Genomic DNA, 24981 nt, shown 5'->3' on the forward strand with positions numbered 1-24981 from the left:
GCATGTTGGATAATACAAACGTTTTTAAATTAATTAAACGCTCACCGCGCCATCTAATCATTGTTCAATAAATATAAAAATAGATAATAAACAGCCAGTTACAAATAAACACCTCAATCAGAAACAGCCGCCACAACACAATATCAACATCTGCTTAAAACGCTGGCCGCCCCGTCGTAGCTGTCAGGTTAAATTTGAGACAAAAATATTTAATCAAACCAGAGTGACAAACGTTTATCTTATTTGCGATGAACGACGCCGGCTTAGTCGCACTATTTTTGACGCTGTTTTGCATTCTGTTCCGTGCACACAAGCGGGAAAGTGCCCGCTTTTTCCTGCACGCGCCTCACCAGGCTCCTTTGCTCAGGCGTTCAAAAATCCGCCACACCCGAGGCCGCATTCTGGTACAATGCGCGGCCTTAGCGTTAGCGCATCCCCGTTTTCTCCGAAATAGAGTCCTTTTGTGAACAACAGCGAATTTAGCAGCCTCAACCTCTCCCCCGCCCTGCTCGAGAACCTCGCCAGTCTGGGTTATCTGCAGATGACCCCGATCCAGGCCCAGAGCCTGCCCCTGGTGCTCGATGGCAAAGATCTGATCGCCAAGGCAAAAACCGGCAGCGGCAAGACGGCCGCCTTCGCTCTGGGTCTGCTCTCCCGGCTCAACGTCAACCGTGTCGACGTGCAGGCGCTGGTGCTCTGCCCGACTCGCGAACTGGCAGATCAGGTCGCCCAGGAGATCCGTCGTCTGGCCCGCGCCCTGCCGAACGTCAAGCTGGTGACCCTGTGTGGTGGCACCCCGACCGCACCTCAGTCCGCCACCCTGGGCTTCGGTGCCCACATCGCCGTCGGCACCCCTGGCCGTATTCTCAAGCACCTGGAACAGGGCACCCTGGAGCTGTCCAGCCTGGAGACGCTGGTGCTGGACGAAGCGGATCGCATGCTGGACATGGGCTTTGGCGAAGACATCAATAAAGTCATCAGCCATGCGCCCGAGCGCCGCCAGACCCTGCTCTTCTCCGCCACCTATCCGGAGGGCATAGCCCAGATGAGCCGCGGTGTGCAGCGCAACCCGGTCGAGGTGAGTGTGGAGTCACTGCACGAAGGCAGCGCCATCGAACAGAAGCTGTATGAAGTGCCGGCCGGCCAGCGCCTCGACGCCCTCACCTGGCTGCTGAGCCACTACCAGCCGAGCTCCTGCGTGGTGTTCTGCAACACCAAGCGCGCCTGCAACGATGTGGCCGACCACCTGGCTGCCAAGGGCTTCTCGGCGCTGGCGCTGAACGGCGACCTGGAGCAGCGCGAGCGGGATCAGGTGCTGGTGCGTTTTGCCAACGGCAGCGCCACCATACTGGTCGCCACCGACGTGGCCGCCCGTGGTCTGGACATCAAGGAGCTGGGCGCCGTCATCAACTTCGAGCTGACCTATGACCCCGAGGTGCATGTGCATCGCATCGGTCGTACCGGTCGCGCCGGCCAGCAGGGTCTGGCCCTGAGCCTGTATCAGCCGAATGAGGCCCAGCGCGTCAACTTTATCGAGGAGTACCAGCAGGCTCCCATCCCGCAAGGGGATCTGGCCGAGATTGGCCGCGAGATCAAACCGATCGCGCCGCTGATGGCCACCCTCTCCATCGATGCAGGCCGCAAGACCAAGGTACGGGCCGGTGACATCCTGGGCGCCCTGACCGGCGAAGGCGGCATTGCCGGGGCCGATGTTGGCAAGATCCAGATCTCCGAGCAGTACTCCTACGTGGCGGTGAAGCGCAGCGTGGCGAGCGCCGCCCTCAAGCGGTTGCAGGAAGGCAAGATCAAGGGGCGCACCTACCGCGCCCGCAAACTGGGTTAAAGAGGATGCCGGGCGGCACCTCTGCCCGACTCGTCACTGACCACAGCACGGGCGCCTCTTGCAGGCGCCTGTTTTTTATCAGGAATGTGCCATCCCATGGCACGGACAACAGAGATGAACAAACAACCCCAAGCCGAGGTCAGCTGCCAGAACTGCGAAGCCTGCTGCTGCCGCCTCGAAGTCATGCTGTTTACCGATACCGGCGTGCCGGATCGCTACGTGGACGAGATAGAGGGGCAGGTGCCCGTGATGCACCGGCTGGAAGATGGCTGGTGTGCAGCGCTGGATCGCAACACCATGATGTGCCGCATCTACGAGGTACGCCCTTTAATCTGTCGCGAGTTCGAAATGGGTGAACCCGACTGCATCGATGAACGGGACAAATGGTTTATCAAGCTGAGTTGACCAAGGGATAGCAAGCGGTGCTGGATCGCTCCTCTATGATGTGCCGCATCCATGAGGTGCGCCCCCTCATCTGCCGCGAGTTCGAGATGGGTGAACCCGACTGCATCGACGAGCGGGACACATGGTTTATCACGCAGGAGTGAGCGGAACCGGATCGGCGGCCAGCCGCTGCTCCAGCCAGCACAGTGCCTCGTCGGTCTGCTCGAAGTAGCGGATCGCCTGAAATGGCAGCTCGCTGAAGATCTGATCGGCCAGGTATTGCTTGAAGCTCCCTGCCAGCACCACCGCCAGGAAGGCGCAGCCATTGACGGCGCACCAGCCGAACTGGCGACGAAAGCGGGCAAGCACCTCGGGCCCTGCCGCCTCAAACTCGGTCGCTACCTCGACGATCCCCCAGGGTGCATCGCGCAATTCCGCTATCTGCCGACTGAAGGCGGCCTCATAGGCCATGGCCCCCGCCAGGTTGAAGGGGCCGCTCGGCTGACAGATCAGCACCTGTCCTCGCCGCTGCATCTCAAAATGGCCGTGTGGTTGCAACTTCACGCCAGTCTCCTTCCTTGGATCCTTTCCCACTGCACCAAAACGGTGGCATGTTGCAACAAGGTAAGGATTTATCTACACAAAGTCCATGCCACTGCGCATGGCCAAACCCCTGCCCCGCCGCCAGCCAGCCCCTGGCCGGCACAGATGCCCAGGCAATATGGAGCGGCCTCCCCTCCCGTCATGTTCTGTTGCAGTTAACAAAACGTTGCTGCTATCATCCGCGCCGCCATGAACATTCCACCAGCGGAAACGTTGGTCATCAACGCAAGGATCAGAGATGAAAAACCGGGACTCGAGTCACTACCAGCGGATCTGGCGCTGGCACTTCTACGCCGGCCTCTTCGTCGCCCCCTTCCTGATCCTGCTCTCCCTCACCGGCATTGTGTACCTGTTCAAGCCCCAGCTCGACAATCTCATGTATCCCGAGCTGATGAAGGTGATGCCTGCCAGCCAGACCCTGAGCGCCGATCAGCTGCTGGTCAAGGCGATGGTGGCCATGCCGGACGCCAGCCTGAGCAAGTACCTGCCGCCGGTCAGCCCGGATGCCAGCGCCCAGTTCATCGTCCGCCAGGGCGGCCGCGAGCTGACCCTGTTCCTCGAGCCCGCCAGCGGCGCCCTGCTCGGCACCCTGGACAACCAATGGAATCTGCAGGCGGTGGCCCGCGCCCTGCACGCCGAGCTGCTGCTCGGCACCACAGGGGATAGATTGATCGAGCTGGCCGCCGGCTGGGGAATAGTGCTGCTCGTCAGCGGCCTCTATCTGTGGTGGCCACGCAAGGGGCCCGGCGTGGGCGGCATCCTCTGGCCCAGAATGAACCAGCGTGGACGCCTCTGGTGGCGCGATCTGCACGCCGTGGTCGGCTTCTGGGGCGCGGGCTTCCTGCTGCTGTTGCTGCTGAGCGGCATGACCTGGACCGGTTTCTGGGGCGATCAGTTCGCCAACGTCTGGAACCGCTTCCCTGCCGCCATGTGGAACCAGGTGCCCGCATCCGCACCGCTTGCCCGCAGCCTGAACCAGGCCCACGCTCAAACTGTGCCCTGGGCGATGGAGAGTACCCCCATGCCGAGCTCGGTCACGCCCGACGAGATGGGCTCCATGGCGATGGCGGACACGGCCATGCCACAGAGTGCGGAAGGCCACGATCACAGCGCCATGAACCATGGCGGGGAACACGAGGGGATGGTGATGGCCGAGCACCGCATCCCGCTGCAGCAGGTGGTGGAGATTGCCAACGAGCGCCGGGTCACCCCGGGCTACAGCATCACGCCGCCGGCCGGCAAGAGCGGCGTCTACACCATAGCCCTGTTCGCCGATGATCCGCGCAACGATGCCACCCTGCACATAGATCAGTACAGCGGCAAGGTGCTGGCCGACGTGCGCTGGCAGGATTACGGCCTGGTCGCCAAGACGGTGGAAACCGGCGTCATGCTGCACACCGGCAAGCTCTACGGCTGGCCCCATCAGCTGGCCATACTGCTCATCTGCCTGATGGTGTTGCTGAGCGCCGTGAGCGGCCTCTGGATCTGGTGGAGCCGTCGCCCGCAGGGTCGTCTCGCGGCGCCGCCGCTGCCGGCCAAACTGCCCCCCATGCGCGGCGCCATCGCCGTGCTGGTACTGCTCGGCATCTGCTTCCCGCTGGTGGGTGCCTCCATGGTCGTCATCTGGCTGCTGGACAGCCTGATCGTCTCCCGCCGCGCGGCTGGACTGACGCAAGCCGGCTGAGGCCGCTCGCCCGCCATGGCGGCAAACAAGAAGGGCTCCTCATCAGGAGCCCTTCTTGTTTCATCCCCCCTATTATTCCATCGCCTCGACCAGCGCTATGATCTTCCGCGCCTTCTCGAAATGGTCGAGTCTCTGGGTCTGGATCCACCAGGTTGCCGCCTCCATCAATAACTCGGGGTCGTCATTGCGGTTGGCAAAAAACGCATAGAAGGAGACGCCCACCGTCTCCCCCTTCTGCGCAATTTTCTGGTGGCAGACCTGGATGATTTTCTTTTTCAATGATCCGCGCATGTGCTTTTCTCCCTCATGCTTGCGTCCGGGCAAACCCCTCCCTCAGTGCCTCGACGGGCAGGTAGCGGCCGATGATCACCAGCCGAGATTGAGGAGGCGTCTCCTCCCAGGGAGAGCCGTAATCGAACCCCGCCACCCTGTGTACCCCCTGCACTATCAGGCGGCGCGATTCGCCCGCGATGGCCAGCACTCCCTTGTAGCGCAGCATGTCATTGCCATGCAACTCGATGCACTGCTCCATGAAGGCGCCGATTTGCTTCAAATCCAGCTCGCCCCCCTCGAACAGCTGGGCCGAGATGGCATCCTGCCAGGAACGGGGCCGGGCCGAGAGCGGGCGAAACGCCTCGAAGCCCTGCTGCCCTGCCCGCACAATGCGAAGGCCTGAACTCAGCGCCAGCTCGTCGCTCAGGCTGAAGGCATCCAGATCCAGCCAGCACTCGGCCGGGCACTCACCCTGCACTATGTCGAGGATCTGCGCCCTGGGATTGATCCCGTGGACTCGCGCTATGGCCGCCTCCCGCGTCGCCCCGTCCACCCTGTCTGTCTTGGTGAGCAGGATGCGATCGGCAAAACCTATCTGGGCCGCCGCCACCGGATGCTCGTCCAGCTGGCGGCCTATGTGTTCACCATCGACCAGGGTGATGACGGCATCCAGGCGCAAGGCATCGCGCAACTCTTCTTCGACAAAGAAGGTCTGGATGATGGGGGCAGGATCGGCGAGCCCAGTAGTCTCGACGATCAGCCGCTCGAACCTCAGCTCCCCCGCCGCCCGCCGGGCCAGCAGGTCGCTCAGGGCGGCCCGAAACTCACCGCGCACGCTGCAACAGACGCAGCCGTTGCTGAGCTCCACCACGCTCACCCCCGAGCCTCCCTCCAGCAGGGCGCCGTCTATGTTGGCGGCGCCGAACTCGTTCTCCAGGATCGCCACGGAGGCGTCGGCGTGGTGGCGCAGGAAATGGTTGAGCAGCGTGGTCTTGCCGGCGCCGAGAAAACCGGTCAGCAAGGTGACCGCTACAGCATTCGTCATGATGGAAGTCCTGTGGTGAGGGGGCTAGTCGCAGTATCCGGCCAGAGCCGAGAAAACCGTTCAATAAAGGATGACCGCGACAGCATGTGTAATGGTGGAAGTCCTGTGACGTGAAACCTAACAGCAGCGCCCGCCATTCTTGCCGCCGTAGCGGGCATCCTGGCGTTCGCGAAAGAACTCGTCGTGGCTCATGGGGGTCTGCTCGGGATGAGTCAGCCGCATGTGCTGCACGTAGTTGTCGTAATCGGGCATACCCACCATGAGTCTGGCGGTCTGCCCCAGATACTTGCCCGCCTTGGCCAGGGTATCGAACATGCAAACTCCTTAAAGGCCGTCGATGAGGCGCCGGCACCCGCGGGTGCCGGCCTGCTGACTTACTTGAGGCTGGGAGCCAGCTCGCCGTCGTCAGCATCGTCGTCAGACTTGGGCCGGGTTGCACCCGGTTGTTTCGGCATAGCCTGATACGGCGTCTCGTTGGCGGTCGGCTGCGGATTTTTCAGCGCCTTGAGGGCCGTCTTCAGGGAGAAGCCGGCCAGCACCACCACCACCAGCATGAAGAAGATGGTCAGCCCCGCATCCAGCCGGTTGTTGAACACCAGCTGGGTCAGCTGGGATTCGGTGTACTGGGCCGGGATGGTGCCGCTGTCGATCATGGCCTGGAACTTGTTGGCTATGGCCAGGAAGCCGAGCTTGGGATTGTCGCTGAAGGTCTTCTCCCAACCCGCAGACAGGGTGCAGATCAGCAGCCAGCTGGTGGGCAGCAGCGCTACCCAGGCATAGGCCTGACGCTTCATCTTGAACAGCACCACGGCGCAGAGCATCAGCGCCATGCCCGCCAGCATCTGGTTGGCTATGCCAAACAGCGGCCACAGGGTGTTGATGCCGCCGAGGGGATCCACCACCCCCTGATGCAGGAAGTAACCCCAGGCCAGCACGCACAGAGCGGTGGCGAGCAGGTTGGCCGGCAGGGAGTCGGTACGTTTGAGGGCCGGGGATATGACCCCCAGCAGATCTTGCAGCATGAAGCGCGCCGCCCGGGTCCCCGCATCCACGGCAGTGAGGATGAACAGGGCCTCGAACAGGATGGCGAAGTGATACCAGAAGGCGACGTTCATCAGGCCGCCGAGGGCACCGTGCAGTATGTAGGCCATGCCGACCGCCAGGGTCGGGGCACCGCCGGCACGGGAGATGATGCTCTGCTCACCCACCTCGCTGGCGATGCGGGTCAGGGTCTCGGGGGTGATCTGGAAGCCCCAGTTGCTCACCACGGCGGCGGCAGAGACCACCACGTCTGTGGTACCTGCCGGCGCCAGCACCGCCATGGGGCTGTTCATGGCGAAGTAGACACCCGGATCTATGACGCAGGCGGCCACCAGCGCCATGATGGCGACGAAGGACTCCATCAGCATGCCGCCGTAACCGATGAAGCAGGCCTGATTCTCGTTGGCCAGCATCTTGGGAGTGGTGCCGGACGAGATGAGCGCGTGGAAGCCTGAGACGGCGCCACAGGCGATGGTGATGAACAGGAAGGGGAAGAGATCCCCGGCCCAGACCGGGCCTGTGCCATCGATGAACTGGGTCAGCGCCGGCATCTGCAGGGTCGGCTGGGTCACCAGTATGCCGATGGCGAGGCCCACTATGGTGCCGATCTTGAGGAAGGTGGAGAGGTAATCACGGGGTGCCAGCAGCAGCCAGACCGGCAGCACGGAGGCGACGAAGCCATAGCCCACCAGCATCCAGGTCAGCTGCACGCCGTCGAAGTCGAAATAGGGTGCCCAGGTCTCGCTCTCGGCCACCCAGCCACCGGAGATGATGGCAAAGATGAGACACACCAAACCGATCACAGACACCTCGCCGATGCGGCCCGGCCTCAGGTAGCGAATGTAGATCCCCATGAAGATGGCGAGGGGTATGGTGAAGGCCACAGTGTAGGTGCCCCATGGGCTGTGGGCGAGCGCCTTGACCACTATCATCGCCAGCACCGCCAGTATGATCACCATGATCATGAAGGTGGCGACCAGGGCGATGACACCCGCCGTAGGCCCCATCTCAGCCCTGACCAGCTCACCGAGGGAGCGACCATCCCGCCGGGTGGAGACGAACAGCACCATGAAATCCTGCACAGCCCCCGCCAGCACCACCCCGGCCAGCAGCCAGAGCATGCCGGGCAGATAGCCCATCTGGGCCGCCAGCACGGGACCGACCAAGGGGCCGGCGCCGGCGATGGCGGCGAAATGGTGGCCAAACAAGACCTTCTTGTCGGTCGGCACATAGTCCAGACCGTCGTTGTGACGCACCGCCGGTGTCATGCGCGTGCTGTCGACCGCCAGCACGCGCTTGGCGATGAACAGGCCGTAATAGCGATAGGCGATCAGATAGACGCACACAGCCGCGACCACGATCCAGAGTGCGTTTATCTGTTCGCCCCGGTTGAGGGCGATATAGCCGAGCGAACTGGCGCCCACCAGCGCCATCAGCCCCCATCCCAGGTGTTTCCCTAACTTGTCCATCAGTCTGCTCCCGCCATCGATTTTTACATGTGCAACCAGATACGGTTACATCTCTATAGCAATCGCTCTGGCGCTACAATCGGGGCCTGTCACAACTCAACTCGCTGGCCGGAAAATTTCTCAATATTGCCGACCGGATCACGGCCGTTTGGGGAATGGTGAACTTGATGAGACTGAAATAATTGGAAAAACCGGCGGAGATGCCCACAAAAAAGGCCCCTGTTCGGAGCCTTTTATGCATCATCATCCCATCAGGAGAGCGCCAGCCCGATGGAGAGCAGCAGGCTGAACAGGAAGGCGCTGATGGCGGTCTTCTTGAGGGCGCCGGTCAACACCTCGCCATCGAAGCTCGTGCGCAATGTCTTGGCGGCGTCCGTGAGCGGCTTCATGGCGGGCAGGAAGATCCAGGGCCAGAAACTGGCGGGCTGGGTCAGCAGGAAGGCGATGGTGCTGATCAGAGCCGCCCCCAGCAACAGCCAGTGATAGGCGATGGCGCGGTTGCGACCGAGCCGCACCGCCAGGGTGATCTTGCCGCTGACCGCGTCCGTCTCTATGTCCCGCACGTTGTTGATGTTGAGCACGGCGGTCGCCAGCAGGCCGCAGGCGGTGGCCGGCAGCAGCAGATCCCACTGCAGCGTCTTGGTGAACAGGTAGTAAGAGCCGAGCACCCCCAGCAGACCGAAGAACAGGAACACCGAGATATCGCCGAAACCGCGATAGCCGTAAGGGGTCTTGCCCACCGTGTAGGTGATGGCCGCGACTATGGCCGCGCCGCCCAGCACCACGAAGGTGAGGATCTGCAGCCACTGATCGCCGAAGGCGCAGCCCAGCAGGGCGAGGCCGCTCACCACGGCGGCCAGGGCGGTCAACGCCATGGCCATGCACATCTGCTTTTGGGTGATGAGACCCGAGACCACGGCGCGCTGGGGACCGATCCGTTCGCCATTGTCGGCACCGGAGACAGCATCCCCGTAATCGTTGGCCAGGTTGGAGAGGATCTGCAGCAGTATGGCGGTCAGCAGGGAGAGCACCATGATAGTGCCATCGAAGGCGCCACGGCTGGCCGCCAGCCCGGATCCCAGCAAGATGGAGGAGCACGCGAGCGGCAGTGTTCGCAAACGCGCCGCCAGCAACCAGATAGAGAAGGTATTTGTCATATTGTGATGGCCAAACAATCAGATATTGATCGTGTTAAGGGTTATCGAACCGGATTTCGGTATACTTGGCCCCTCGGGAGTCAGCTCCCCGGGCGATTTACATGGACGAATGGGCAGATAATATATAGGAATAATCGCTCCTTTGGCATAAACCAACGGCATCCTTCTGCAGGATTGACCGTCACTATCGGCTCATAGACGAAATCCATGTTGGCTCAGACCCATATCAAGCAACAACTGGACGCCCTGCGTCACGGCAACGCCAGCGGCTTCGTGCGGCTGCGCGTGGCGATCGAAGTCGACTCCTTTTTGGGCTGGCTCGCGGCGCAGACCCTCTATCCCCGTATCTATTGGCATGCCAGAGGACACGACCGTCCCGAATACGTGGCGCTGGGCTGCATTCGCGAGCTGACCCGGCCGCAGGACATACAACAGGTCTGCGCGCACACGGGCCAGCCCCACGACGACAGTCCGCGCTACTACGGCGGACTGGCGTTCGATCCCGCTCAGCCCGGCTGGCAGGGTTTTGGCCCCTGCCGCTTCGTGCTGCCCCGCATCGAGTTGGTGCGCCGGGGCGAGTGTGTCAGCCTCTGCCTCAATCTCTGGTTGACCGACGGCAATCTGGATGCCGAGCTGCAGGCGGCCGAGGCGGCCCTCGCGGCCCTGCAACCGGAGGCGCCCCTGCCTGCGTTGCAACCCCACGTCTGGCAGCGCCAGGATTGCCCGGGCCCAGCCCAGTGGCAGACGCTGGTCGAGCGGGTGACGGCGCCCGATTTTCAGGCGCACACCCCCAAGGTGGTGCTGTCGCGGGAGAGCCTGCTCTCCCGCCAGCGGCACGACGATGACCTCTGCCCCTGGTCCCTGCTGGCGCAGTGGGCGCAGCACGCCCAGGACTGCTTCCACTTCGGCTTTCAGTTCTCCCCCGAGCAGAGTTTCATCTCCTGCTCCCCCGAGCGGCTCTACCGCCGGGAAGGGAGGCACCTCTTCACCGAGGCGCTGGCGGGCACCATACGCCGCTCCGGCGACGAGGCGACCGATGCGGCCCTGGCCGCCGAGCTGCTGGCCGACAGCAAGAACCGGCTGGAGAACCGGCTGGTGCACGCCGACATCCTCAGCCGACTGGCACCGCTCACCACGGGCGCCAGCCTGACCGAGCCGCGCATTCTGAAACTGCGGCTGCTGCAACACCTCAAGTGCGACATAGAGGCCGAACTCAGCCCCGGGGTCTGTGACTGGCAACTGCTGGACGCCCTGCACCCCACCCCCGCGGTGGGCGGCGCCCCGCGCGAAGCCGCACTGGCCTTTATCCGCGAATGTGAACCCTACCAGCGCGGCTGGTATGCCGGCGCCTGCGGCATGCTGAGCCGGGAGACCTCGGAATTCTCGGTCGCCATCCGCAGCGCCCGCATCACGGCACAGACCATCACGCTGTTCGCCGGGGCCGGCATAGTGGCGGGATCCGAGCCCGCCGCCGAGTGGGCCGAACTCGACAACAAGATCGCCAACGTGCTCTCCCTGCTGGGATAGCGTTTTCCCATCGACCCTCATTCAGCGAGAGCCCCATGTTTGCGAGCCCCGTGTTTGCCAGTCAACATGCCACCTTCAATCACGTCTGGTCTTCCCTCTTGCTGGAAGAGCTCCATCGCCTCGGCGTGCGGGACATAGCTCTGGCCTCCGGCTCACGTTCGGCGCCGCTCACCATGGCCGCCGCCGCCCACCCCGGCTTTCGCCGCCACCTGCATTTTGACGAGCGGGGCTTGGGGTTCATGGCGCTGGGGCTGGCCAAGGGCAGCGGCCGACCGGTGGCGGTGATCATGACCTCGGGCACGGCGGTCGCCAACCTCTGGCCGGCGGTGGCTGAGGCGCAACTCACAGGCGTGCCGCTGATTATTCTCTCGGCCGATCGACCGCCCGAGCTTATCGACAACGGCGCCAACCAGGCGATCGATCAGCAGGGGATCTTCGGTCGCTACCCCGTCTATCAGCAGAACCTGCCGAGCCCCACCCCGACCATACCGGCGGCCTTCGTGCTGAGTTCGGTGGATCAGGCGCTGGCCCAGCAGGCGCTGACGCCGGGGCCTGTGCACTTCAACTGCATGTACCCGGAACCGCTCTACCCCGGCGACGCATATCAAGACTTCAGCGACTACCTGGCCCCCCTCGGTGACTGGCTCCATTCAAGCGAACCCTGGAGCCCCTGGCAGCAGAACGAGCAGATCTGCCCTCGCCAGCCGGATTGGGCGACCTTGCAGGGCAAGCGTGGCGTCATAGTCGCGGGCCGCATTCAGGATCCCGCCCAGGCGCAGCTGGTGGCCGAGCTGGCCGAGCGCCTCGGCTGGCCGCTGCTGGCGGATCTGCAGAGCCAGATCCGCTTCGATGCCCGCAACCTCATCCACATGGATCTCGCCCTGCAAAACAGCTGCTTCGTGGCCGAGCTGGCTCGCGCCGAAGTGCTGCTGCAATTCGGTGCCCGCCTCATCTCCAAGCGGCTCGGCCAGTTCATCAAGCAGCACCCCTGGCAGGATTACTGGCTGGTGGACCCGCAGCCGGCGCGGCTCGACCCCGATTACCGGCTGCGCCGCCGTCTGGTGTGCGAGCCCGCCGCCTTCGCCGCGACCCACAAGGTGAGCACTCGCCACCTGCCCTGGCACCGGCTGGCAGAGCGCCAGCAGAGCGCCACCCGCCAGATCCGCAGCGCCTGCGATCGCTTCTCCGAGCTCGGCGTCTGCCATCGGCTGGGAGCCCTGATCCAAGGCCAGCTGTTCGTCGGCAACAGCATGCCGGCCCGGCTGATGGACATGCTCGGCGAAGCGGGCAAGGGACCGAGCCGGGTGATGACCAACCGCGGCGCCTCCGGCATCGACGGCCTGATCGCCAGCGCCTATGGCTTCGCCCAGTCGAGCGAGCAGCCGACGACCCTGCTGATCGGCGATCTCAGCGCCCTGCACGATCTCAACAGCCTGGCCCTGCTCGGCAAGTCGAGCCGGCCGCTGGTGGTGATCCTGCTCAACAACGACGGCGGCAGCATCTTTCGCATGTTGCCTGTGCCCACCGGCGATCGGCTGCTGGAAACCTACTACTGCCTGCCCCACGGCCTGCACTTCGAGCATGCCGCCGCCATGTTCGGCCTCCACTATCGGGCACCGACCACGCTGGCTGAATTCGAGCAGGCCTACGGCGCAGCCCTGACAAACCCTGCGTTGGAAAAGAAAGTAACCCTGATTGAAATCAAGGTACCGAGCAGCGAGGTGGCCGAAGATCTGAAAGCCTTGGGAACCCTTATCCGTGGCATCTAGCACTGACCAGCCAACCCTGGTGCTGCTGCACGGTCTGCTCGGCGATGCCAACGACTGGCAGCCGGTGATCGAAGCCTTGCCTGGGATGGATTGCCACGCGCTGGATCTGCCAGGCCACGGCCACAACCAGCATCTGCGGGTGAGCGGCTTCGAAGAAGCCCATGAGTGGCTCTGCGATGCGCTCAAGGCACTCGGCATCGAGCAGTACCGACTGGCCGGTTATTCGCTGGGCGGGCGGCTCGCCCTCTATCACGCCAGCCAATCCCCTGCCGGATTGCAGGCCCTGCTGCTGGAAAACTGCCATCCCGGCCTGCCGCTGGCCGAACGGGCCGCTCGTATCGAACACGACGAGCGCTGGGCGCGGCGCTTCGAGCGCGAACCGCTGACAGAAGTGCTGGCCGACTGGTATCGGCAGGGAGTGTTCGCCGATCTCGACGAGGCGGCCCGCGCCTGCCAGGCAGCTCGCCGCCTTGGCAACGAGGGCAGAGCCGTCGCTAGCATGCTGCGCGCCACCTCGCTGGGCCAGCAGCCGGATCTCGCCCCCTGGCTAAGAGCAGAACCGCTGGCCGGTACCCGCTTGCCGGTGACCTGGCTCTCCGGCAGCCGGGATCACAAATTCCATCAGCTGGCTTGCCAGTTGGTGAAGCAGGGCTGCAATATCAATCACTTGACCCTGGATGGCGGCCACAATCTGCACGCCAGCCAGCCCGAGACGTTTGCCCAGCTCCTGCGGGAGTGGGTTGTGAGTACGCCATAAAACGGCATGACACCATTTACCTGAGCCGGCGTTGCGGGCTTATCACCAACAAGAAAAAGAGAGTGCACATGATTGAAGCAATGACGGAAGCAGAACTGTACGCACCTGTTTCGGATGACGCGATTGCTCACTGTGCACTACAACAGAAGGAAAAATAGATGATTGAGGCAATGACGGAAGCAGAACTGTATGCACCGATAGAGTGGCGCGATTGCTCCACCGGTTACGAGGACATCCTCTATCACAAGTCCGGCGATGGCATTGCCAAGATCACCATCAATCGTCCCCAGGTGCGCAACGCCTTCCGTCCCCGCACCGTCAAAGAGATGCTGCAGGCGCTGGCCGATGCCCGCTATGACGATCATATCGGCACCATCATACTCACCGGCTTCGGCGAGAAGGCGTTTTGCGCCGGTGGCGACCAGAAGATCCGGGGCGACTACGGCGGATATCAGGATGACGAAGGCACCCATCACCTCAACGTGCTCGACTTCCAGCGCGACATCCGCACCTGCCCGAAACCCGTGGTCGCCATGGTGGCAGGTTACGCGGTCGGTGGTGGCCACGTGCTGCACATGATGTGCGATCTGACCATAGCGGCAGACAACGCCCAGTTCGGCCAGACAGGTCCGAAAGTCGGCTCCTTCGACGGCGGCTGGGGCGCCTCCTACATGGCTCGCATCGTCGGCCAGAAGAAGGCTCGCGAGATCTGGTTCCTGTGTCGCATGTACGATGCCCAGCAAGCGCTCGACATGGGGCTGGTCAACACAGTCGTGCCGCTGGCCGAGCTGGAGCGCGAAACCGTGCGCTGGTGCCGCGAGATGCTGCAGAACAGCCCGATGGCGCTGCGTTGCCTGAAAGCGGCCCTCAACGCCGACTGCGACGGCCAGGCCGGCTTGCAGGAGCTGGCGGGGAATGCCACCATGCTGTTCTACATGACCGAAGAGGGTCAGGAAGGGCGCAACGCGTTCAACGAGAAACGCCGTCCCGACTTCTCCAAATACAAGCGGAATCCCTGATGAAACTCGCTCTCTATCGCTACCAACTGCCTTTTACCCAGCCCCTGACCTTTCACGGCAAGGTGGAGGTGGCGCGAGAGGGCCTGCTGGTTCGCATCGACAAGGGCTGGGGGGAGATAGCCCCCCTGCCCGGTTTCTCCAGAGAGACCCTGGCCGAGGCGCAAGCCGAAGCGCTCGGCTGTCTGGAGCTGCTGGCTCAGGGGCAGCCCATAGCGCCCCTGTTGCCCTCGGTGCAATTCGGGCTGGACTGTGCGCGGCGGGTCTGGCCCGAACAGACGGCCACCCTGCCCGAGCCCTATCCCCTCATTCAAGGCTCCCCCCAGGAGCTGCTCAAACACTGGAAGGACTGGCTGCATCAGACGCCCACCAAGGCCAAACTGAAGGTGGCCCGTTATCCCATGCGCGACGAGCTGGCACTGATCCGCCTGCTGTGCGATCGCATCCCCACCCTCAAGCTGGTGCTGGACGCCAACCAGGGCTGGACCCGCGAGGAGGCCTGGGCCTTCTGCGGTCACCTGGACTCGAACCGGATCGAGTATCTGGAAGACCCTTGCGCCAACTTTGACGACATCGCCTTCGTGGCAAACCGCACCGGCATGCCGGTGGCCATCGACGAGCTGCTGGCACAGGGCAAACCCTGGGAACCCATCCCGCAGCTGAGAGCCCTGGTGCTCAAACCCATGCTGCTTGGCTCGCTGGCCAACAGCGAGGCCCTGGTGGCCCGCGCCCGCGAGCTGCGCCTGAAAGTGATCGTCTCCTCCTGCTTCGAGTCCGGGGTCGGCCTCGGCCAGCTCGCCCGTCTTGCGGGTGAGTGGGCGCCGGATCAGGCGCCGGGCCTGGACACCAAACGCTGGCTGGCAAGCGATCTGCTGGACAAGCAAGGCAAACCCGATCCTGGCCTGCTGGAGCCCCTGTTTCACCGTGACTGAAGGGGCCTTAATGCTGCCGACATCTGACCATCACTCCCCCCTGGAACCCTGCCCGGTGCGTTACTGGGCACATATATCTCCCCGGCGCATCGCCATCCACACAGACAGCCCCCTCAGCTATCAGCAGCTGGATGCACGGCTCAACAGCCTGTGTCGGCAGCTGGCGCTGGCTGGCCTGAAAGCCGGCGACCGGCTGGCTGCAGTGGTGCGCGGCGCCCTGCCGGACGTCCTGCTGGCCTGGGCCTGCGTGCGCAGCGGCATCGTCTTCTGCCCGCTCAATCCCGCCTTTCCTGCGGCCAGACAGGCCGAACTGGCGCAGCAGCTGGACGTGGCCACCTGCTGGTCGGCCGACGAAATTCCGGCGGGAAGCGGGTGCCCACTGCGGCTGGATTTCGACACTGAACTGGCGGCGGCCGATCAGCCCTGGCCGCTCGCGCCTGCCCAGCTCAACAACATGATCCTCACCTCCGGCTCCAGCGGCACACCGAAAGCCGTGGTGCATCGCCTCGCCAACCACCTGGCCTCGGCGCGGGGCTCAGCGTCTTTGATCCCGCTCGATGAAGAGTGCGGCTGGCTGCTCTCCCTGCCGCTGTTTCACGTCGGCGGCTACGCTATCCTGTTTAGGGTCTTTCTGGCAGGCGCCAGCCTGGTGCTGGACGATCGCAGTCAACCCCTCAAGGCGCGCCTCGAACGCCAGCCCATCACCCACCTCTCGCTGGTGCCGACCCAGCTCTGGCGGCTGCTAGCGGAGGGTTTCGACCCAGCCCGCACCCGCTTGCGCGAGCTGCTGCTCGGCGGCGCCGCCATCCCCGAGCCGCTGGTCGCTCGCCTCAAGGCCATGGGGCTCACCCCCAAGGTGAGTTACGGCCTCTCCGAGATGGGCAGCCAGGTCTGCACCGGCCAGCCGTCCGCCGCTGGCGTGGTTGGCAAACCGCTGCCGGGGCGGGAAGTCTGCATCCAGCAAGATGAGATCTGCGTGCGCGGTGACACCCTGTTTGCCGGTTATTTCAAGGCGGGCGTACTGGAGCGGCCGCTCGACGAGGCCGGCTGGTTTCACACCCGCGACAAGGGGCATATCACCGCCGACGGCGAGCTGGTGGTGGAGGGGCGACTCGACAATCTGTTCATCTCGGGGGGCGAGAACATACAGCCCGAAACCATAGAGCAGCGGCTGGTGGATCATCCTGCCGTGGCGCAGGCACTGGTGGTGCCCATGCCGAGCGACGAGTGGGGGCAACGCCCCGCCGCCTTCATCGACTGGCACGGCGAGCCTGTTCCCTATCCGGAGCTGGCCGCCTGGATCCGCGCCACCCTGCCCGGCTTCATGGTGCCCGACCTTTGGCAACCCTGGCCCGACATGGGCGGGGCTCTCAAGCCACAGCGAAAGCTGCATCAGCCATCTATCTTCAAGCAATAAGGCGTCATACGACAGTTTCCGACACGGCAGGAGCCGTCTGTATGCACCTTATTCAAGAGAAACCCCGCTCAAGGCCAACATTATCCCTCCGTCGTCATCCTGAGTGAGAACGATTACATCATTGGTCATCTTTTTGAGCATTTTTTGAACCAAATTAATCGACTGTAGTACCATGTCCCTCGCCCAGTATCTCGATGGAAATATAATCGATTGATAGTAAAGGAAATTGTTAATTTGGCGTTATTTGAACAACTGCGACATGGTGGTAAAATGCACTCCTTGGCAGTAAGGCGAGTCACACATGAGTAACAAAATTTATAAAATTGCAGAGGAGATATTTTTCTCCGCGGCAATATTCCGACTCTCTAAGGGAGAAAAGGACATCAAGCTCAGCAACAAAGAAGCCGAGCTGCTCGAAATGCTGTGTGATGAGGCAGGCAGTGTCATTCCCAGAAACGTACTGCAGGAAGCCTTGTGGCCAAATCAGGATAATACCGACACCAACCTTAATCGACAGATCCTCTCCCTGAGGAGAAAACTGGAATCATTTGGTTTGCTGAACTCAATTGATACCATTCCTAGGGTAGGTTATATCTTCTGTGCACCCATTGAGGTCACCGGGGAGGCTGAGAATACGGAGGCAAGGGCAGAAACACCCGCAGCCTCACCGCGGGCCAGACGACAATACTCTCGCAGAAAATACGATCGCTATTTCAACCCAAAGCGCATCATGCTGTTTGCACTGCTGATTGTGGTGGCCTCCTCGCTGGCCGCGTTTATTTATCATTACAACAATGAAAATACCCTCAGAACGATTAACCTCGGCCATGTTTCTCTGTATACGACCAGCGAGACAGAGAATGCGTTGAAATTGAAGATTGATACGCTGGCACCGCTTGTCAAAAGAGTGCCGCATTATGAAGACGAACGTGTTTCCATTCTCATCGGAAAGGAAGCTATCAGCTACTTTTCCATTGATAATAAAAACAAAGAGTTGTCAGAAAATGTCTTCCTGCTGAGAGCCGGCCATTCCATCGCCGAGGAATTGCAATGCGTCATGACTACCATTGCATTACAGGGAAAGAACGTTTCCCATAATTACTATAACTATCCGAATGCCACCGTCAGATATCACAGCAATTGCCAGGCCCCGGATAACTGGGTCGAAATCACTAGAAAAAGCAAAATCATAGTGACCATGAACAGAGAAATTGTCGTGGCCACTGTGATAGCAACGGATCATCAGGGGCAAACCCTGTTCAATCTGGATTCCGTTGGCGATATAGAGCGGGATCAGGATGATATTGCGGTCGAAATAAAGAATACCATAGTCAACTTTATCGATCAGAAGGCACTGATCAGCAACAGTATGGTCGCCACCCTGGTAGCTGCCCTGACCCCACCTAAACAGAAGTCGCTGTTTATTCAGCTGCCAGGCGGGATATATCTCTCCAGCTATATGGGCGGTGTTATCTCCTGGCCCAGCAGAGAGAATTTAAAGGTCATCCAGCGTAATGATCTTTGAGATTATTCATAGGAGACGATGAAGTTGGCCACGGCGGTATAATCCCCGGGTGTGATACTCTTGGCGGCGATCGCACCCGGGTGGCCCTCAACCCGAGCGGAAAACAGCAGTTCATTTTCCGTTGAACCGCCCAAGACATAGCCGCGAGAAGCTGTACCCAAATCCAGCTGGGTCTGAGTGGCATCATAGAGCCGGATCCCGGCCCCCTTAGCTGAACAACCTGCCGAAAATGCCAGGCCGCCGCTGAGCTGGGCATCCTGTGCACCGGTAAAGGTCACCTTGGCCATGCGGAAAATACCGGGTTTGCAGTTGGTCAGGCGGATGACGAATGGCACCTGAGCCCCGGTACCGGCCGAGTAGAGCTCCCTGACGTCAACCACCCCCATATCGACCGACTGATCGGCCGACTCGGGGGCAATCACGCACGGTTGATCTATGATCCGGCCATGCAGGTGCACAGTGTTGCCCAGCAGCTCCAAATCATCACCAGCCCGCGTTGCGGCCATCGCGGCCAACGCCGGGCAAAGCATCAAACCTATCCACAGCGTCCGCAACATATGACAGCCCCTCACTGGAATTCGGCAACAATGGTGGCGGTGGCGTAGAAGTCACCCGCAGGGATATCAGCACCGACCGGCGTTATCGGCGCAGCAATAAAGCCCCAGTCACCGATATTACCTTGCATGGTGACGGGGTAAAATTCATTAATTCTCAGCGGGGAGCCATCCAGCTGCTTGAATTTTATGCCCAGATCATTAATTACTTGCCCTCCCTGATAGCCATCTTTGGTAGTTCGCAAATACTCTTGATTGAAGGATACAGGTCTTCCAGAAATGCCAAGGTTTATTTTCAGCGCATTTCCTTCAAATGCACCACCTTTGCATTGAAAAGTCAAAGGCATAACTTTCTCGAAATTATTTCCATCCAGCCCATTAGCTGGCAAGTCACCAAATTCAACCTCGATGGTCTGGCCACCATTGATAACACACTCTTCCGGTACATACAATATGGCTGAAGTAATGGTAATCCTAGACATAGGGATATTATTAAAATCCGTAGATGTGTTTCCTAAACGACCATACATCTCTACCACTTGGCGGTCTGATATCTGTACACCATTGATGATTTGTTTTCTAACTCGAAAGGTAACAAGTCCTTTGCTACCACTTTCAAAGTCATCTATTCTGGTTTCTCTGCCTTTAGTACAAGAATATCTTGTATATTCGTTGCTCTCATTTACAAATGGCGCAGTGACATATTTATTTTTCCTACCAGCAATCCAGACTTCAACCTTCATGTCCAAGAATTCATTCAGCTTAACGAATCCATCCCCCAGTTGAGGCAAGCCGCCGAGCATTGTTGCTTTGTAATAAACGGGTGATGCTGAAATATTCTTCTCAGGACAACTTACGGTACCAGAATATTTACCTTTCAAGTTCCATTCAAAGGCCTTGGTGGTGGCATTAGGCTTATTTTGAATATCAGCTTTCTCAAGATCGATAAAATAATCATGGGTCGAAGTCGGTGTCACATAGCCATTTGCCAATGCTGTTCCTGCAAACAGCATAAGGCTTGAACAGAAGATGGAACGTAGCATAGGTATTACTCGCTCTTGATGGCTTTACAGGCATTGCCTGCACACTGGTATTTGATATCCATATATCCGCCGTAGTCATTGACGTAGCTGATCACAAATTGGTTGCCCAACGCTTCCGGGATCGTGACCGTCTGCTCTGACTTGGGTTCAACCATAAAGGCGGAGAAACCCTTGATGGTGGTCCGCTCCTTGCCCTGCGGATGGCCGAGGCCCACGTAGGTGATGTAGTAAGGGGTCGGGTTGTTGACCTTCAGGGTCGTGCCCTGCTTGGTGATCAACACCTGATCCTGCCAGACGGCGCCGCGCTCCGGGATGATGGCCTCGGGGCGGTAGAACAACTTGATCTTGGACTGCACCGCAATCTGCATCACGTTGCTCTTCTCGCTCTTGGGCGGGATCTCGCGCAGGTTGAAGTAGTAGATCGACTCGCGATCCTTGGGCAGGCTGTCGATGGCTGGCACGCTGGCGATGCGCACGATGGACTTCTGGTTGGCATCCACCCGTTGTACCGGCGGCAATATCACGAAGGGAGAAGCGATCTTCTGGCCCTGGGTGTCTTCAATCCAGGCCTGCGCCAGGTAGGGCAGCTTCTGGTTCTCGTTCTTGATGTTGAGGCTGATGGATTTGGCACCGCCCGGATACACGACGCGGGTACGATCCAGCACTATGGCAGCACTGACGTTGAGCGAGGTCATGCCCAGCACGGCCAGACAGGTATAAGAGAGCAGCTTTTTCATCGGTATCCCATTACTTGCAAGTGAGAGTCTTCATCGACAGATCGGTTACTTCTTGCGGCGCCACTATCTGGCACTGGCGGGCCCCGCCCCAGGAGAGTTCAAACGCTTCATTCGGTTTCACCCCGGTCAGATAGACCAGGCCATCCTCATCCACCACCGAGAGCACCCGGCCGGAATCCTTGACGACTGTGGCGCCAAACGGCGGTACTGAGCCATCGGGCAGTTTGACATTGGCCAGCAACTTGAACCCTTCGGCCATTTCGAAGGCATTATATCCAATTGCACCCTCGGTCAGGGTCCCCTGCTTGATGGCATTCATGACATCTATGTCATCGCCCAGCTGATCCACGTCTATCCGGGTGTCGCTCTTGCGATAGTCGGTCATGTCGCTGATCACAGCGACGCCAAAGCGGTTGGTCACGGCGCGGCCGTTGTTGAAAGAGACGCCGGAGGTCTTGTCGGTGTCCACCATCATGCGGGTACCGCCGCGGCGAGTAGCCTGGTGCAGCGCCGCCCCATGTTCGGTCGCCGTCAGACCGCCGCGCAGGCTGGCTCCGACCGAGGTGTACTCGCTCTGCACGCTGTAGGCGTTGAGGCTGACGGCACCTACATCTCCGTTGTGGTTGTAGTAGCCACGCGCTACGGCGTGGCCGTTGCTCTGCACGCCCGCCCCCAGCTGATAGGTATCATCCGGCCGGCTGTAATCCTGATAGGTCGCCAGGTGGGTGACCTTGCCGTTGGAGGACTGCACGCTGTATCCCGCGCTCTTCCTGTCCCCGATCGGCATGCTCAGGGTCAACATGACGCTCTTGTCATCCTCGTAATTCTCGGTCTTGGTCTTGTAGGCAGATACATAGACGGAGACATCCTTGAAGCTGCCGATGCTCACGTTCTTGTTGATGGAGAGGCCGTAGCGATCCTCTGCCTCGTGATCCCAGTACGTTCTGTGGGTGTAGTCCAGATAGATTGTCAGGGCTTTGGCCGCATCATCCGCCCAGAAGGTCTTGTTGGCAGTGATGGTATATAGCTCCTTGTCACCCCAGGTGTTGTAGTCATCGCTCGAGGTCGTATTGTTGTTCTCCAGCCGATCCTTGTTGCTCAAGAATTGCGACATGGTCATGAAGTTATGCTGAGAGAAGCGATAACCCGCGAAGGTGATCGAGCTGTTGTATTCATCGAACTGCTTGGCGTAGTTCACGCGTACCGACTGGCCAATCTTGGTCGACAGGCCCGGCAATTTCGAAATGGATTGGGTCAGGTCGGCAGAAATAGCACCGAATGCATAAAGGTCGCGACCAATCCCCAGGCCCATGGAGTTATATTCGCCAGCGACCAGGCTGCCACCGTAAAGTGACCAGGAGTTCGCCACCCCCCAGGAGAAATCGCCGGTGACAAACGCCGGGCCATGCACGTCGTGGGCGGAATCCCCCAGCTCGGAGGGAGCACCGACGGCCAGATTGTATCTGACGTAGCCGGGGCGAGTCAGGTAGGGGACGGTCGCGGTGTCTACCTGGAACGAGCTGACGCTGCCATCCTGCTCCTCCACCCGTACGTCGAGACGACCGCGCACCGAGCTGTCCAGCCCCTGAATACGAAACGGGCCGGCTGGCACGTTGGTCTCATAAATGATGCGGCCGGACTGGGAAATGGTGACCTTGGCATTGGTCTTGGCGATGCCGCTCACCTCGGGCGCATAACCCTGCAGGCTCGGCGGCAGCATGCGCTCGTCATTGGCCAGATTCACGCCCGTGTAGCGAAAGCCGTCGATCAGCTGGGAGTTGAGCTGCTGCTCGCCCACCGTCAGCTTGGCCGCCATGTCGGTCAAGGGGCGATAGGCATAGATACGATTCAGCTCGGCTGACGACCGCTCATCATCACCCCAATAAGAGCTGGCCTGATAGTCACCACGCAGGCGCCAGGCGCCATAGTTGGCCCCCAGGGTGCCATAGCTGCTGATATTGCTATTGGAGTAGTCACTCCCTTCATTGACCTGGGCGTTGATGTTGTAATCCAGCATCAGACCGGTAATACCCACGTCCCACTGCTCCGGTGGAATCCAGTTGGGGTCGCTGTATTTCATCCACGCCTGGGGCACGGCAATCCTGAGCAGGCCATTGCCGATGTCGTTCGAGATCACGACCCCGTCCAGCGCCAGCAGATTGGCACACTGGCCATCGTGCCAGGTATCGATCTTGGCAATGGCCTCATCGGTCAGCGCCAGCTTGGGGATCACCTCTTGCGGCAGACAGGCAACCCCGCCTTTGCCCTTGCCGGCATTGGTCTCGTAGAAAGGGATCTTCTGCAGGGGCAGCTTGTTCTTGTTGACCTCGATCTCGAGGTAGTAGTCACCGGGCAGAATGTAGCCTTCATCGGCAAACTGGGAGAGGTCGATCTTGGTTCGTTCGTCCAGATCGAGCGCGTCAATATTAAACTCCGTTTCTGCCCATGCGTGGTTTGCCACCGCCATCAGGCCGGGCACGCACAGCATAAAAGCCATCTTTGAATAATGTTTTTTTCTTGCAGAGTTTGATGTTGAAACGCTCATAAATTTACTCTAGGGATGGCATAACGGTCTCACATTAATGAGGTATCTACACTAAGCAATGAACTTGCTTACATATAATCGAGCTCAAACAGCGCCGTTCTATCTGAAATAAACAGCTGATTGCCATTTATTTTCAAATTGAATTCCAGATCGCTGTTGACAATATCCGAGACAATAAAGCGTTCGCCGGATACCTTGTAATATTGGCCATTGCTGATGATGCTCAATTCATCGTTCATGGCACTGCGCACGGACATGGCAATAAAAGGCAGTGATGTGCCTTCAGCCTGACATCCGCTGATTTTCAGCGTGCCCTGGTGTTGGGCTTGCTGAGGGATACTGTGTAAAACATCCAGAGTACACCCAGATTCAGCCAGGCCATCCGTGATCTCATTGGCAAGAACAGGCCCCGCCATCATCACCATCTGCAGCACTACCGGCACCATCATTGAAGTTTTCATGATCAAGGTTCGATACGAGGAAACAGAATGTGTGAGGTTGTGGTGGTTCGCACCACCACAACCCTTGTCACACGTTAAGGCAGCCAATTACTCGTAGGAGAGAGTAAAGTTGGTCACTGCAGTGAAAGCACCGGCTTTCAGCGGGTTGGCAGTCTGATCGGCATAACCTTTCAGCACGGCGCTGAAGGGCAGTTCGTTGTCACCGTTTACCAGACCAAACGCAGCAGTGGGTTCACCCAGTACGATATCTGCGCCAGTACCTGGAGCAGTCATCTTGATGCCAGCGCCGGCAGCTTGACCACCACCGATCAGCAGCAGGCTGGAATCTACCGGATCTTTGGCACCACTGAAGGTCACCTTGACGGCATCTTCCTTGTCGGAGATTTCGCAGTTCAGTAGCTTGATGCTGAACGGCTTGGAGTTGGACTCACCACCACTGACCAGCTCTTTGGTGCTGATCTGGCCCATCTCTACAACCTGGTCAACAGACTCGGGAGCAACGGAGCAAGGAGCGTTGATGATTTCACCGTTGAAGGTGACTTTGCCTGAACCAGCGCCACCGGCAGCAACGGCGGAGCCGCACAGCAGAATGGAACCAACACCCATAGCAACCAAGATTTTATTAGCGTTCATTCGTATATACCTACATTAACGTGTGTTGTTATGCGGCATCATCTGGATCAAGCTGGAGTCATGATTTTCGATGATGCCGCGATATTATTGCTCAGCAACTGTCAGCAGACCGACGCCTCATTAATGAGATATGGCTACTGGTGCAATTATCTGTGCATATCAAACAAGCAAAGGTGTTTGCAGTATTAGAGGCAGTTCCCGCCACCTCCCATTTGCACGACTACATACATCCATGTCATCTGCACAAAAAACCGAATTCAACTTTTGCTTGGTGGATAAATTAACGACACATCTGATGCACATCAAATACATTTTGATTTTTATAAATTCCTTTATAAACACTTTAAAATCATAAAGTTACAATCTCCCATGACATTTCAAAACAATGAGAGACAATTAACCACTATATATATCACTCGACTGACAATAGTGAGTTTCACAACCCACTCACATCACAAACCAAATTAACAAAAAACCAACATCAGCCACTAAAAACGAACACCACTGACCAAGCAAATTGCCTCCCTCATCTTTGCCAAGTAATCAATCAGGTAATCAGGTAATCA

At 59.7% G+C, this 24981-nt stretch carries 22 protein-coding genes; 10 read left to right on the forward strand and 12 right to left on the reverse strand.

The genetic code is table 11. The features are described 5' to 3' along the window. The first annotated feature begins 463 nt into the window (after positions 1–463). Both dbpA and BN1118_RS15170 read left to right on the forward strand, forming a co-directional pair. Positions 464–1843 carry an ATP-dependent RNA helicase DbpA gene (gene dbpA, locus BN1118_RS15165; RefSeq protein WP_043140516.1) on the forward strand — a complete coding sequence of 460 codons (1380 nt, stop codon included), beginning with the start codon at positions 464–466 and terminating at the stop codon, positions 1841–1843. Positions 1844–1957: 114 nt separating this feature from the next. After that, positions 1958–2248: a YkgJ family cysteine cluster protein gene (locus BN1118_RS15170; protein ID WP_043556914.1), complete on the forward strand. Its 291-nt coding sequence runs from the start codon at positions 1958–1960 to the stop codon at positions 2246–2248. A gap of 129 nt (positions 2249–2377) precedes the next feature. Here the strand turns inward: BN1118_RS15170 and BN1118_RS15175 are convergent, their stop codons facing one another. Next, positions 2378–2791 (reverse strand): hypothetical protein, encoded by a 414-nt coding sequence (locus tag BN1118_RS15175; RefSeq protein ID WP_043556915.1) that lies wholly within the window; start codon positions 2789–2791, stop codon positions 2378–2380. Between the two features lie 277 nt (positions 2792–3068). Here BN1118_RS15175 and BN1118_RS15180 point away from each other — a divergent pair, with 277 nt between their 5' ends. Further along, positions 3069–4514 carry a PepSY-associated TM helix domain-containing protein gene (locus BN1118_RS15180; RefSeq protein WP_043556916.1) on the forward strand — a complete coding sequence of 482 codons (1446 nt, stop codon included), beginning with the start codon at positions 3069–3071 and terminating at the stop codon, positions 4512–4514. Positions 4515–4586: 72 nt separating this feature from the next. Here BN1118_RS15180 and BN1118_RS15185 read toward each other — a convergent pair whose 3' ends face one another. The 5 genes from BN1118_RS15185 to BN1118_RS15205 all read right to left on the reverse strand — a co-directional run bounded on the left by BN1118_RS15185 (position 4587) and on the right by BN1118_RS15205 (position 9499). Further along, entirely contained in the window at positions 4587–4805 is a 219-nt protein-coding gene (locus BN1118_RS15185; RefSeq protein ID WP_043140505.1) for a DUF6500 family protein, read from the reverse strand. Between the two features lie 13 nt (positions 4806–4818). Continuing rightward, complete coding sequence (locus BN1118_RS15190; protein WP_043556917.1) at positions 4819–5832, reverse strand: CobW family GTP-binding protein; 1014 nt, start codon at positions 5830–5832, stop codon at positions 4819–4821. 117 nt (positions 5833–5949) lie between these two features. Continuing rightward, on the reverse strand, positions 5950–6147 hold the full coding sequence (locus BN1118_RS15195; RefSeq protein WP_043556918.1) for a YbdD/YjiX family protein: 198 nt from the start codon (positions 6145–6147) through the stop codon (positions 5950–5952). A gap of 59 nt (positions 6148–6206) precedes the next feature. Next, a complete protein-coding gene (gene cstA, locus BN1118_RS15200; protein ID WP_052449205.1) occupies positions 6207–8342 on the reverse strand; it encodes a pyruvate/proton symporter CstA in 2136 nt (711 codons plus the stop codon). Between the two features lie 251 nt (positions 8343–8593). Continuing rightward, positions 8594–9499, reverse strand: a complete 906-nt coding sequence (locus tag BN1118_RS15205; protein ID WP_043557061.1) for a 1,4-dihydroxy-2-naphthoate polyprenyltransferase — start codon at positions 9497–9499, stop codon at positions 8594–8596. A 207-nt stretch (positions 9500–9706) separates the two neighbouring features. On the opposite strand from BN1118_RS15205, the gene BN1118_RS15210 reads away from it, so the two are divergent. The 7 genes from BN1118_RS15210 to BN1118_RS15240 all read left to right on the forward strand — a co-directional run bounded on the left by BN1118_RS15210 (position 9707) and on the right by BN1118_RS15240 (position 18442). Next, the gene (locus tag BN1118_RS15210) at positions 9707–11026 is read left to right on the forward strand and encodes an isochorismate synthase (protein WP_043556919.1); all 1320 of its coding nucleotides are present in this window, start codon (positions 9707–9709) and stop codon (positions 11024–11026) included. A 50-nt stretch (positions 11027–11076) separates the two neighbouring features. Beyond that, entirely contained in the window at positions 11077–12795 is a 1719-nt protein-coding gene (menD, locus tag BN1118_RS15215; protein WP_209428882.1) for a 2-succinyl-5-enolpyruvyl-6-hydroxy-3-cyclohexene-1-carboxylic-acid synthase, read from the forward strand. After that, positions 12785–13552: a 2-succinyl-6-hydroxy-2,4-cyclohexadiene-1-carboxylate synthase gene (gene menH, locus BN1118_RS15220; RefSeq protein WP_043556921.1), complete on the forward strand. Its 768-nt coding sequence runs from the start codon at positions 12785–12787 to the stop codon at positions 13550–13552. The genes menD and menH overlap by 11 nt, the downstream gene beginning before the upstream one ends. Before the next feature lie 158 nt (positions 13553–13710). Continuing rightward, positions 13711–14571, forward strand: coding sequence for a 1,4-dihydroxy-2-naphthoyl-CoA synthase (menB, locus tag BN1118_RS15225; protein WP_043556922.1), 861 nt, complete (start codon positions 13711–13713; stop codon positions 14569–14571). Further along, positions 14571–15500, forward strand: coding sequence for an o-succinylbenzoate synthase (menC, locus tag BN1118_RS15230; RefSeq protein ID WP_043556923.1), 930 nt, complete (start codon positions 14571–14573; stop codon positions 15498–15500). The genes menB and menC overlap by 1 nt, the downstream gene beginning before the upstream one ends. Positions 15501–15510: 10 nt before the next feature. Then, positions 15511–16917, forward strand: coding sequence for an AMP-binding protein (locus BN1118_RS15235; protein WP_043556924.1), 1407 nt, complete (start codon positions 15511–15513; stop codon positions 16915–16917). Between the two features lie 301 nt (positions 16918–17218). Further along, positions 17219–18442, forward strand: coding sequence for a winged helix-turn-helix domain-containing protein (locus BN1118_RS15240; RefSeq protein WP_043556925.1), 1224 nt, complete (start codon positions 17219–17221; stop codon positions 18440–18442). A gap of 2 nt (positions 18443–18444) precedes the next feature. Here BN1118_RS15240 and BN1118_RS15245 read toward each other — a convergent pair whose 3' ends face one another. The 6 genes from BN1118_RS15245 to BN1118_RS15270 all read right to left on the reverse strand — a co-directional run bounded on the left by BN1118_RS15245 (position 18445) and on the right by BN1118_RS15270 (position 24415). Next, entirely contained in the window at positions 18445–18999 is a 555-nt protein-coding gene (locus BN1118_RS15245; RefSeq protein ID WP_043556926.1) for a fimbrial protein, read from the reverse strand. An 11-nt stretch (positions 19000–19010) separates the two neighbouring features. Continuing rightward, the gene (locus tag BN1118_RS15250; RefSeq protein WP_043556927.1) at positions 19011–20039 is read right to left on the reverse strand and encodes a fimbrial protein; all 1029 of its coding nucleotides are present in this window, start codon (positions 20037–20039) and stop codon (positions 19011–19013) included. A 5-nt stretch (positions 20040–20044) separates the two neighbouring features. Then, positions 20045–20776: a fimbrial biogenesis chaperone gene (locus tag BN1118_RS15255; RefSeq protein WP_043556928.1), complete on the reverse strand. Its 732-nt coding sequence runs from the start codon at positions 20774–20776 to the stop codon at positions 20045–20047. Positions 20777–20786: 10 nt separating this feature from the next. Continuing rightward, a complete protein-coding gene (locus tag BN1118_RS15260) occupies positions 20787–23321 on the reverse strand; it encodes a fimbria/pilus outer membrane usher protein (protein ID WP_043556929.1) in 2535 nt (844 codons plus the stop codon). Positions 23322–23389: 68 nt separating this feature from the next. Beyond that, complete coding sequence (locus BN1118_RS15265) at positions 23390–23770, reverse strand: hypothetical protein (RefSeq protein ID WP_042868832.1); 381 nt, start codon at positions 23768–23770, stop codon at positions 23390–23392. 99 nt (positions 23771–23869) lie between these two features. Next, positions 23870–24415, reverse strand: a complete 546-nt coding sequence (locus tag BN1118_RS15270) for a fimbrial protein (RefSeq protein WP_042868830.1) — start codon at positions 24413–24415, stop codon at positions 23870–23872. Positions 24416–24981 lie beyond the last annotated feature (566 nt).

The sequence above is a fragment of the Aeromonas bestiarum genome (genome assembly GCF_000819745.1).
GTDB lineage: Bacteria > Pseudomonadota > Gammaproteobacteria > Enterobacterales > Aeromonadaceae > Aeromonas > Aeromonas bestiarum.